Annotated in this window: 11 protein-coding genes; all 11 read right to left on the bottom strand. The window is 64.0% G+C overall.

The genetic code is table 11. The features are described 5' to 3' along the window. Positions 1–1032: CaiB/BaiF CoA transferase family protein (locus B4E36_RS24280; protein ID WP_345900920.1), on the bottom strand; the 1032-nt coding region annotated here is incomplete at its 3' end. Further along, positions 1029–2189, bottom strand: a complete 1161-nt coding sequence (locus B4E36_RS24275) for a CoA transferase (RefSeq protein ID WP_292057643.1) — start codon at positions 2187–2189, stop codon at positions 1029–1031. The genes B4E36_RS24275 and B4E36_RS24280, both read right to left, overlap by 4 nt. A gap of 109 nt (positions 2190–2298) precedes the next feature. Continuing rightward, positions 2299–3513, bottom strand: a complete 1215-nt coding sequence (locus tag B4E36_RS24270) for an FAS1-like dehydratase domain-containing protein (RefSeq protein WP_292057916.1) — start codon at positions 3511–3513, stop codon at positions 2299–2301. A gap of 213 nt (positions 3514–3726) precedes the next feature. Then, positions 3727–4308: a cysteine hydrolase family protein gene (locus B4E36_RS24265; RefSeq protein WP_292057641.1), complete on the bottom strand. Its 582-nt coding sequence runs from the start codon at positions 4306–4308 to the stop codon at positions 3727–3729. Between the two features lie 57 nt (positions 4309–4365). Beyond that, the gene (locus B4E36_RS24260) at positions 4366–5001 is read right to left on the bottom strand and encodes a GntR family transcriptional regulator (RefSeq protein WP_292057639.1); all 636 of its coding nucleotides are present in this window, start codon (positions 4999–5001) and stop codon (positions 4366–4368) included. 66 nt (positions 5002–5067) lie between these two features. Then, a complete protein-coding gene (locus B4E36_RS24255; protein WP_292057637.1) occupies positions 5068–5874 on the bottom strand; it encodes an N-acyl homoserine lactonase family protein in 807 nt (268 codons plus the stop codon). A gap of 10 nt (positions 5875–5884) precedes the next feature. Beyond that, a complete protein-coding gene (locus B4E36_RS24250) occupies positions 5885–6619 on the bottom strand; it encodes an ABC transporter ATP-binding protein (protein WP_292057636.1) in 735 nt (244 codons plus the stop codon). Continuing rightward, positions 6612–7388, bottom strand: a complete 777-nt coding sequence (locus B4E36_RS24245) for an ABC transporter ATP-binding protein (RefSeq protein WP_292057633.1) — start codon at positions 7386–7388, stop codon at positions 6612–6614. Before B4E36_RS24245 ends, B4E36_RS24250 begins: the two co-directional genes overlap by 8 nt. Beyond that, on the bottom strand, positions 7388–8368 hold the full coding sequence (locus tag B4E36_RS24240) for a branched-chain amino acid ABC transporter permease (RefSeq protein ID WP_292057631.1): 981 nt from the start codon (positions 8366–8368) through the stop codon (positions 7388–7390). The genes B4E36_RS24245 and B4E36_RS24240 overlap by 1 nt, the downstream gene beginning before the upstream one ends. Then, a complete protein-coding gene (locus B4E36_RS24235) occupies positions 8361–9251 on the bottom strand; it encodes a branched-chain amino acid ABC transporter permease (RefSeq protein ID WP_292057627.1) in 891 nt (296 codons plus the stop codon). The genes B4E36_RS24240 and B4E36_RS24235 overlap by 8 nt, the downstream gene beginning before the upstream one ends. Then, positions 9248–10153: an NAD(P)-dependent oxidoreductase gene (locus tag B4E36_RS24230; RefSeq protein ID WP_292057626.1), complete on the bottom strand. Its 906-nt coding sequence runs from the start codon at positions 10151–10153 to the stop codon at positions 9248–9250. Before B4E36_RS24230 ends, B4E36_RS24235 begins: the two co-directional genes overlap by 4 nt. Positions 10154–10156 lie beyond the last annotated feature (3 nt).

Below are 10156 nucleotides of genomic sequence, written 5' to 3'. Positions count from 1 at the left end.
GCGGTGGCTTCCATCAGTTTCGGTAACCTCCACCACGCTGCCGCGGCCGCGCATGTGGGGATCGGCGGCGATATCGGCAGCGCGCCAGGAAACATGCGCGGCAATGCCCTTCGCCTGAAGGTCGCGCGCGGCCGCTTCGGCTTCCACACCCGCTGCCCATGCGGCGACGATCGGGTCAAGTGCCGCGCGTGCCTCGACACGCGCCGCTGCGGTAGCGAAGCGGGAGTCCTCCGCAAGCTGCGGATGACCGATGATGCCGGCCAGCGCTGCCCATTCGGCATCCGAGGTGACGGCGATGCTCAGCCAGCGATCTTCCTCGCGCGTGGCATAGAGGCCGTGCGGCGCAAATTGCGGATCGGCATTGCCCATCCGATACTGTTTCATGCCAGCAGACGCCGCTGTTATCGCATCGCCAGCAAGCGACGAGGCAACCTCGCGCGCGGCGATATCGACATGGCAGCCCTCGCCGGTGCGCCTGCGGCGCGTGAGCGCAGCGACGGCGGCGAGCGCCGCATTCATGCCCACCGAATGGTCCATCACATGGCGCATCTCGACCGGCGGTCCGTCGGCATATCCGGTCAGATGCCCGAGACCGCCCCACGCGCCGAACAGCGGCGCATAGCCGGCGAAATGGCTGTCCGGCCCGGTCTGCCCGGACGACGAGACGGAAAGCATGACGATATCATTCTTGACCGACTTCAGAGCTTCATAGCCGAGCCCCAGCCGCTCCATGACGCCAGCGCGGAAGCTTTCGGCCGCGAGATCGGAGCTTGCAACCAGCCGCTTTGCGAGCGCCACGCCCTCGGGATGCTTGAGGTTCAGCCGCACCGACAATTTGTTCGAGGCCACCTGATCGAAGGTCGCCGGGCCCACGCGGCCATAAACCGCATGGGGCTTTCGGAAAATATCGGGGCGCAGCGCGGTCTCGATCTTGATGCATTCGGCGCCGAGCTGCGACAGCATATGGGTACAGAACGGACCCGCGGCATGAACGGTGAAATCGGCGATCCTGATGCCGGCAAGCGGTTTCATGCCGAAGCCCTCCGTTTTTCCGCTGCCGAAGAGACAAGCGCCTGATCGGCGCCCGGCTGGGGTGCGGCCGCCGCAAGCCTGGGCGCCTCCGCTCCGAAACGGAACGGCGCGGTCTGCACCGAGATTGCGCCGACACCCGGCCATTCCTGTTTCTGGAAGATGCCGCGCGCGGTTTCGTGCGCGCCGGAAAGCACCTGTTCGGGCGTGTTGTAGCGCGCCATCGGCACGCCGAGCTTCTGCGCGCGCGCCACGATGTCCTCGACATCATGGGCGCGCGCGAAAGCGTGGATTTCGCGGTTGATCATCTCGCCGCGGGCGCTGCGTTCCACGGCGTCGTTGAAGGCGTCATCGGCGGCCCATTCGGGATGACCCATCAGTTCGACAAGCCCGCGCCATTGCCGCTCTTCCAGCGTCAGCAGCTCGACATAACCGTCGCGACATTCGATCACGCCACCATAGCGGAACGAGCGCGTCAGCCGGTGCTCGACCGAACCGTCGCCATAACGCTGGAGCGCGAAGGCGCCGACGGCGAGATTGGCGTCCTGGACAGAAACATCGACGAATTGCCCCTCGCCCGACCAGAGCGCGGCCAGGCCGGCGAGTGCTGCGGCGACGCCGCCCTGCATCTCGGCAAAGTGGCCGGCGATCTTGAGCGGCGGACGATCCGGGAAAAGCGTTGCCGAAAGCCCATTGGGCAGAAGATAGCCCTCGCCGCCGGCGTGAATGAGATTGATTTCCTCGCCCTTCCAGCCCGCCTTCGGGCCGGCCGCGCCGAAAGGCAGCACGGAAAGATGCACAATATCCGGGTGACGGGCGGCAATGGCGGCCTCATCGAGGCCGAGCGCATCGCGTTCGCCAAGCGGCGTGTCGTCGATCAGGATGGCAGCGCCCGCAACCAGGGCATCGAGCTCGCCCCGACCGTCCGTTGTTGCAAGATCCAAAACCACGCTGCGCTTGTCTGCAGCGACATAGGCGAAAAGCGCGCTGCTGCCGTTTTCGAAAAGCGGCGCGCGCTTGCGCAAGGGGCAAAGCCCGGGAGGCTCGACCATGATCACCTCCGCCCCCATGGCGGCGAGCAGGCGTCCGGCCCAGGCTCCGGCAACGCCGCTGGCGTGCTCGATAACCCTGATGCCGCTGAGCGGCGTGTCCTGTTGCATGGCGGGACCTCCTCCTCAAGTCCCGGAGCGCTCCCCTCAAGGGGCGCGCCGGCATTGCGATCGTGCTCCGCCGGCCCCTGTCTCCGGGCCCGGCGGAAACGCTTCATTGTCAGCGTACGACGGGGAGCTCGAGATCGAGCGCGGAACCGTCGAAGAACACCCGAAGCTCGGGATCGCGGCTCGGCAGGATCACCGTCGCAACGCCCGGCGTTGTCACTTCGCCGCGCTGGTTTTCGCCCCAGATCTCCAGATCGACCAGCGCATGGCCATCCTTGACGTATTTGCGCGAGACCTTGCCCTTGCACCAGGTGCTGTCGCCCATCGTGTTGAAGCGGCGCATTTCGGTGCGGACCCGCTTGAGAAAGGCGGCGTCGCCCATCCAGTTGGTCACCAGCGAGGCCATCCACGAGGAGCGCTGCGGCCCGTAATCATAGACGCCGGGCACGCCGACTTCCTTGGCCGTGCTTTCGCGGTGATGGCCGATGCCGGTATATTCGATGCCGCCGCCGGCCTCCGGATTGCGGAAGAAATGCCCCGGATGCTTCATCGCCGCCTGGAAGACCACGCCATGGGTGTGGCCGCGGCCGCAGCCGACGAGGAAGCCCATCGTATCCATCAGCGACAGCGGGCCGCGCACGATCGGGTCGAGGCTCTCGCCTTCCGTCACATCCTCGAAATAGCGCACATTGGCGCCGCGAATGCGTTCCGGCTCGCGCATGATCGCGTCGTCGAGCGCCTCATATTCGTCGGCCGTATATTCGTGGGTCTTGATGTCCTTGTACTTGCCGGCATCGCGGGCGGCCTTGCGCTCGTGGCGGGTGCAGGTGCCGAGCGCGCGGGCAACGAGTTCGCCGCGCTGGTTGGAATAGCTCGCCTCGACATATTGCAGTACCAGGCGGCCGGAGAACTTGCTCTCCTTCTCCTCGACGCCGACGACGCGCTCGATCGCGCTGATGCGGTCGCCGGGACGGATATGGCGGAACAGTTCCCAGTCATTGCCGGCGTAAAAGCCGTGCACGCCCGGCAGGCCCCAGCGGGTGCGCCCGACCCAGCCGAAGGCCATGGGAAACATCGGATGGCCGACCTGCCCGCCATAGCGCGAATTGCGGCCATATTCCTGCTCGCGGTAGAGCGGGTTCAGGTCGCCGATGCCGTTGCACCAGTTGCGCAGCGTATCCGTGGTGGCGTCCTGCAGGTAGGGCCCTTCCGGGCGCAGCTGCAGGCCGATCATGTTGCGGGCGGCCGCAACCGCCTCGTCCGTGATCAGCCCTTCGGCTGGCGCGCCGCCGACGGCTTTCTTGGTCTGTTCCTTGGTGTCGCCCATGGTCACGTGTCTCTCTCCTCTCAAGACGCTCTGCCGACGCTCCCGCGCCGCGTTCAAGCTTCGTTTACTGACCGTCAGTTAATGCATTTTATTTTCTTTGGTCAACGTCTTTTCCGAAAATAATGCATTTTTTGGTCGTTATAGCATGAAATAACCCAGGATTAAGCACAATCCGACCAAGAGACCGGCTAAGGCCTCTCAATAAAATGCATTTTATCCCAGCGAAACATCCGCAGCCGTGGTGATCTCGGCATAGCGCCGCAGACCGGCGAGCGCGAAATCATGCTCTTCAGCGTTGGCCCCGGCGCAGCAGTCTTCCAGCACTACGCAGGCATAGTCGCGGTCATGCCCCTCGCGTACGGCGGCGGAAACCACGCCATTGGTGGAAACGCCGCACAGAATAAGCCGTTTGATGCCCTGGGCGCGCAGCAGCGGCTCCAGCTTTGTGGCGTAGAACGGGCTGACCCGATGCTTGATGATATCCGGATCGCCCTCCTGCGGCGCGAAGTCCGAATAGACTTCCGTACCCCAGCTGCCGAGCTTGAATACCCCGGCATCGCGCGCCTTGGAAAAGACCGGGGAAGTGGGCGGGCACTCGGCATAATTCGGCGAAAAGCCGACGCGGACATAGCCGACCATGACCCCGGCCTCTCGGGCGCGGCGGATGGCAAGCTCGGTATTGGTGTAGATGCCCCGTTCCTGGCATTGCGGAACATAGGTTTTCGCGCCCATCCCGTGCGGGTGAACGAGGTCGTTGAGCATGTCCATGACAAGCAGGATACTACCGGCAGGCATTTGGATCTCCTCTCTGCAATGTTTCGGCGAACCGGCCGGAACAGGCAGAAGGATGCCCTAGCCGGTGTAGCTGGCCTTGAACTCGTCCCAGCCGGCTCGGATGTGGCTGCGCAATGCCGAAAGCATCGCGCCCTCGTCGCGCGACAGGATTGCGCCCAGCATCTCGCGATGCTCTTTGGAGGCGCGATCGATGCGGTTTTCGAGCCTGTTGATCAGGTCGAAGGGGTAGCGGGCCCACAGCGCCCGGACGAAACGCAGCGTCTGCGGCAGGCCGGCGGCGGAATAGAGCACCTCGTGAAAGCGGTAGTTGATGGAGCGCACGGCGTCCTTGTCGTCGCGCGCGGCAGCCGCCTCCAGCTGCGCCTGCAGATCGCGCAGCTCGTCCACCTGCTGCGTGGTCAGCCGCTCCATGGCGCGCAGCGCCAGTTTCGATTCCAGCGTCACGCGCAGATCGACGATCTCCTCCGTCGCATTGATATCGAAGGGCGCGACCGTCGCGCCGCGATGCGAGGTCCCGAGAATGAAGCCTTCCGCGGCAAGCAGCTTCAGCGCCTCGCGCACCGGCGTGATGCTCATGCCGATGCTTTCGGCGATTTCGGCCTGTTTCAGCTTCGACCCGCGCGGAAATTTGCCCGAAATAATGCCTTCTCTGAGATAATCCGCGACCTGCTCTTCCTTGGTCTGATGCTTCAACGTATTGACCTTCCATGAAATTTCGCGAACCACTATACCAGTGCTTCACCGGGATAATGCAATATTTCACGGATTGCTCCAAGCTTTTGGTGCGGCATCCAGACGAAGAATATGTTCCTCGCCTTCAGGCCGTGGATAAATCTCGGCCAGCCGCGGATCATGCGCCGGCAGAACATGGTCGTCGCTGTCGGCAAGGGCGCGGATGGTATCGTGCGCGGCGATCATGTCGGAGGAGTTGAACACCACGGCAAAAGGCACGCCGCGCTCATATTCCTCATAGTAATGGAGCGCGTCGGAGGCGAGAACCACATAGCCGCGCGCGGTCCTGACCCGCACGATTTCCTGTCCCGCGCAATGGCCGCCGACCCAGTGCACCGTCACGCCGTCGGCGATCTCGATTTCGCGCCCGTGCAGGGTGAGCCGGCCGCCATGCAGCAGGTTAACCAGCCGGTTGATCTCATCCGGCGCGTAGGCCCGTCGAAACCACCATTTCTCCATCCACGGGCCAGTGACATAGGCCATTTCTTCGGACTGCATGAAGAAATGCGCGTTCTCGAATGCGTCCAGAAAACCCAGATGATCATAATGCGCATGGGTCAGGATGACGGTATCGGCGTCGCGCGCCGAAACGCCCAAGCGCGACAAAGCCTCAACCGGGCTCAGAACATGGGTATGCCCGTGCTTTTCCGCCTTGGCCGGGTCCATTCCGGTATCAACCACGATCGTCCGGTCGTCGCTCACCAGCAGCCAGGAATAGAAATCCAGCGGCAGGCTGGCCGCCGGATCACTTTCGAGGATGAAGTTCTGCCCGCGCGTCCGCGTCGGGTTGATCGCGTGGCGGATGCCGTAGATTTTCCAGATGGCCTCGCTCATTCCCGCCCCCTTATGCCGCCGATGCGGCGCCGAGATAGGCGTCGATGGCTTCCTGGCGGGCGGCGCTGTCGCTGAGTTCGGCGGCGGTGCGATGACCGACGATCCTTCCGCCGCGCAGGAAATGCAATTCGTCGCAAATCCGCATCGTCATCGCCAGGTTCTGTTCCACCAGCACGATCGCCAGATCGCTTTCGCTGCGGAACGCGCCCAGCCGGTCGAACACCCGCCGAACCAGCATCGGCGCAAGCCCGAGCGATGGCTCGTCAAGCAGCAAAAGCCGCGGCTTCGCCATCAGTCCGCGGCCAATCGCCAGCATCTGCTGTTCGCCGCCGGAAAGCCGCCAAGCGTGCCGGTCGGCCTTGTTGGCGATTTCGGGAAACAGGTCCAGCACCATTTCCGCGCGCGATTTCCGTTCCCTGCCGCTCAGGTGATAGCCGCCAAGCGTCAGGTTTTCACGCACGGTCATGTCGCCGACGATCTCGCGACCCTCCGGCACATAGACGATGCCGCGCTTGACCCGTTCGCGGGCGGAAAGCCCGGAAACGTCCTCGCCCTCAAAGACCTGTCGGCCCTCAGCCGGAATAAGCCCGGCGATCGCCTTCATGATCGAGGTCTTGCCCGCGCCGTTCGCGCCAAGCAGGGCAACGACCGAGCCGGTCGGCACCGAAAACGAAACGCTGTCCACCGCCTGGGCGCTCGCGCCATAGAACACGGAGAGATCCGATATGGTCAGAAGATCAGTCATCGTCGCTCCCCAGATAGATACGGATCACATCCTCGTTTTCGCGCACCTCGGCCGGCGCACCGCAGGTGACGAGTGAACCGAAATTCATCACGTAGATCCGGTCGCAGATCGACATCACGAGATCCATGTCATGCTCCACCACGACCATGACGAGATCGGGCGAGACCAGCCGTTTCAGGCTGCGCATCAGGTCGCGCGTTTCCGAATTGTTGAGACCCGCCGCCGGTTCGTCGAGCAGCAGCACGTCCGGCTTGCCGACGATGGCGCGGGCGATCTCGACAAGGCGGAGCATGCCGGGCGGCAGCTCCGAGGGCAGCTTGCCCGTGACCTGGCCAAGGCCGAGTTCGGTGAGCGCCGCCATCGCGGCCTCGCGCATCGCCGTCATCTCGTTGCGCCCGCGCGCTGTCGGCAGGAAGGCATGGGCCCAGCCGGCGCGATAGTTGCGGGCAACGCCGATCATCACGTTTTCCAGCACGGTGAGATCGGGGCTCAGCGCCACATGCTGGAAGCTGCGCACGATCCCCTTGCCGGCGCGCGCTGCCGGCGGCAGGCCGTCGAGGCTCTCGCCGGCATAGGTGATCGCGCCGCCCTGCGGTCGATAAGCGCCGGTCATGCAATTGAACAGGCTGGTCTTGCCCGCGCCGTTGGGGCCGATCAGCCCGGTGATCTCGCCGGCGCGAAACTCGACATCGAGATCCTTGAGAACGGTGATGCCGCCGAAGGACAACGAAATGCCGTCGCCGCGAAGCGCTTTTGCCATCGCATCCATCACTCGTCTCCCTTTCGCTTGGCCGCAATCGCGCGCAGGCGCGGCAGGTAGTGACCGGCGAGGATCATCGCGAGCAGGGCCACACCGTAAAACACCGGTATCCATGCGCCCGAGGACGAGAGCAATTGCGGCACCAGCGTCAGGAACGCGCCGCCGAGCAGAGCCCGCCACAGGCTGAGGCCGTAGAAACTGACGACGGAACCGACCAGCAGAAAGATCGCCGACCAGAAAGTGAAGCCGCTGGGGCTGACCGTTGATCCGGCAAAGCCGAGCATGGCCCCGCACAGCGCGGCGATACCGCCGCTGATGCCCATGACCGCCACCCGCGCCCATACCTGACGCGTGCCAAAGGCATCGGCGGCAGCCGGATGGGTTTTCGACAGCAGCAGCACAAGACCCTGACGCGAATTGCGCAGCCGCGACACGCCGTAGACGGCAGCCGCAAGCACCAGGAGAGCGACATAATAACGTTGCAGCCCCATCGGGATGCCGGGCACGGCAGGCGTTGCCACATAAAGCCCTTCATAGCCGCCGGTCAGCCCGTCCATATTGTTGATCAGTTCCGGCACGGCAAGAGCCAGCGCCATGGTCGAGACGGCAAGGTAGATCCCCGACAGCTTGCGCGAGGGCCAGGCAAAGGCAATGCCGCTGATAACGCCGAGCGCCAGCGCCAGCGGCAGGCTGAACAGCACAGAAAGGCCGTAGCGCGTGTCCAGCACGGCAACGGAATAAGCGCCGACGGCGGCAAAGAAGGTATGGCCGATCGAGACCTCGCCGCCATAGCGCACCAGGACGCTGACCGACAGCACGCCGATGGCATTGGCAAAGCAGAGGCCGAGCGAAAACACCCAGGACCCGCCGAGCAGGAAGGGCAGAACCAGCAGCACCGCGATCAGCACGAGGTTCAGCGTGTCGCTTCTGAGCGCGAGGCGGGTCGGCAAGATACGTTCGTTTTGCAGGCTTGCGGGATGATCAGACACGGCTGCCTCCTACACGGGCCAGAATGCCGTTCGGAAAGATGTTCAGCGCCAGAAGGATGACGCCCAACAAGAATGTGCTGGAGAACTCCGGCGAGACATAGAAGGTGAAAAGGTTCATCAAAACGCCGATGAGGATGCCGCCGACCAGCGCGCCCGGCAGGCTGGCGAAGCCACCGATGACGGCTGCGGCAAAGGCCTGCAGCATGAAGGAAGCGACCGTGGTGACGCTCAGAAACGTGGTCGGCACGATCAGAAGCGCGCCGACCACGCCGAGCACCGCCGCGACGATCCACGAAAACAGATGGACGGAGCGCAGATTGAGGCCGCAGACTTCCGCCGCGAACGGATTGACCGAGATCGCCCTAAAGGCCACGCCGAGCTTGGTGAAATCGACCACGAAGAACAGAAGCGCGATGGTGATAACGGCAACCGCAAGCACCGTCAGGTCATAGCCGGTAATAAACAGGCCCAGCACCGACATACCGAAACGCGGCACCGGCAGGTCGAGACTGACGATATCGGCCCCGAAGATGAGAAGCGTCGCGCCCTGCGCGATCAGCCCGATGCCGAGCGTCGCGATCGTGGCGGTGAGATCGCTCTCGAACACCAGCGGCGCAATCACCGCATAGGTCAGGCAAGCAATCGCGATGACAGCGAGAATGGCAAGCAGCACGGCCGCGCCCCAGCTCAGCTGCATCAGGGCGCCGCTGGAAAAACCGTAGATCAGGAAGGCGGCGAAGCCGGCGACATTGCCGTGGCTGAAATTGACCACGCGCGACGATTTGAAGATCATCACCAGCCCGAGCGCGCCGAGCGCATAAAGGCACCCGGTGATCATGCCCGACCAGAGCAGCGGAAAGAGGTCGCGGAAGATGTCGCTCATTCGGCCTCTCCCTTGTCGCCCGCCATCACGCCCCGCTCCACCAGTTCGATCACGCCGGGGAAATAGCGTCCCGACAGGTCCGTCGTGGTCGCCATTTCATAGTAACGCCGCGCCGCCGCCGCCGATGGCAGCGCCACGCCGGATTGCTGCGCCAGTTCGAAAACGTAGGAAATATCCTTCAGTACATATTCCGGCGAAAATGCCTTGTCCGGAAATTCCCGCGGCAGCATCGCCTTCATGCCATGATTGCGCAGCACGAAACTGTCGCCCGATCCCTTGGAGACCGCATCCAGCAGCACATCGGCGGCAACGCCCGCCTTTTCGCCGAGCACGATCATTTCCGCCAGCGCCACGGTGTTGGCGAAGACCAGCATGTTGTTGACCAGCTTCAACACCTGCCCCGCGCCGACATCGCCGCCATGGGTGACGTCGGTCGCGATATAGTCGAGCATCGGCCGGATGCGCTGGTAGACGGCATCGGAAGCGCCGACCATGATCGCAAGCGCGCCCTTTTGCGCGGCCTCGCGGGTGCGGGCGACGGGGGCATCGGCGAAACCGATATTGTGCGCGGCAAGGTCGGCCGCCACCTTGCGGGCGGTCGCCACCGGCGTGGTCGACAGGTCGACAACCAGCGAACACCGGCCCGCGGCGGCTGCGATCTCGCCTGCGACAGCCTCGACCTGCGGCCCGCCGGGCAGCGACAGGAATATCACGTCCGCTTGTTCGGCAAGCGCGTTCACCGAGCCGACCCGCTCGGCGCCGGCGTCCTCGACGGCCTTCAGCGCCGTTTCGGACAGGTCGAAGGCGAGAACCTTGCCGTCATGTTTGCGCGCCATGTTGGCACACATGGGCCCGCCCATGACGCCAAGCCCGATAAATCCGATCGTCTCGTTGTTGCTCATCAC

The sequence above is a fragment of the Martelella sp. UBA3392 genome, from assembly GCF_002358775.1.
GTDB lineage: Bacteria > Pseudomonadota > Alphaproteobacteria > Rhizobiales > Rhizobiaceae > Martelella > Martelella mediterranea.
Note: the sequence above shows the minus strand (reverse complement) of the source record. Positions and strands in the feature narration are given on the sequence as shown.

Bases quoted from the DNA above. Each gene is read 5' to 3' on its own strand.
- B4E36_RS24275 (WP_292057643.1), bottom strand. From the start codon at position 2,189: ATGCAACAGGACACGCCGCTCAGCGGCATCAGGGTTATCGAGCACGCC.
- B4E36_RS24270 (WP_292057916.1), bottom strand. From the start codon at position 3,513: ATGGGCGACACCAAGGAACAGACCAAGAAAGCCGTCGGCGGCGCGCCA.
- B4E36_RS24265 (WP_292057641.1), bottom strand. From the start codon at position 4,308: ATGCCTGCCGGTAGTATCCTGCTTGTCATGGACATGCTCAACGACCTC.
- B4E36_RS24255 (WP_292057637.1), bottom strand. From the start codon at position 5,874: ATGAGCGAGGCCATCTGGAAAATCTACGGCATCCGCCACGCGATCAAC.
- B4E36_RS24250 (WP_292057636.1), bottom strand. From the start codon at position 6,619: ATGACTGATCTTCTGACCATATCGGATCTCTCCGTGTTCTATGGCGCG.
- B4E36_RS24245 (WP_292057633.1), bottom strand. From the start codon at position 7,388: ATGGATGCGATGGCAAAAGCGCTTCGCGGCGACGGCATTTCGTTGTCC.
- B4E36_RS24235 (WP_292057627.1), bottom strand. From the start codon at position 9,251: ATGAGCGACATCTTCCGCGACCTCTTTCCGCTGCTCTGGTCGGGCATG.
- B4E36_RS24230 (WP_292057626.1), bottom strand. From the start codon at position 10,153: ATGAGCAACAACGAGACGATCGGATTTATCGGGCTTGGCGTCATGGGC.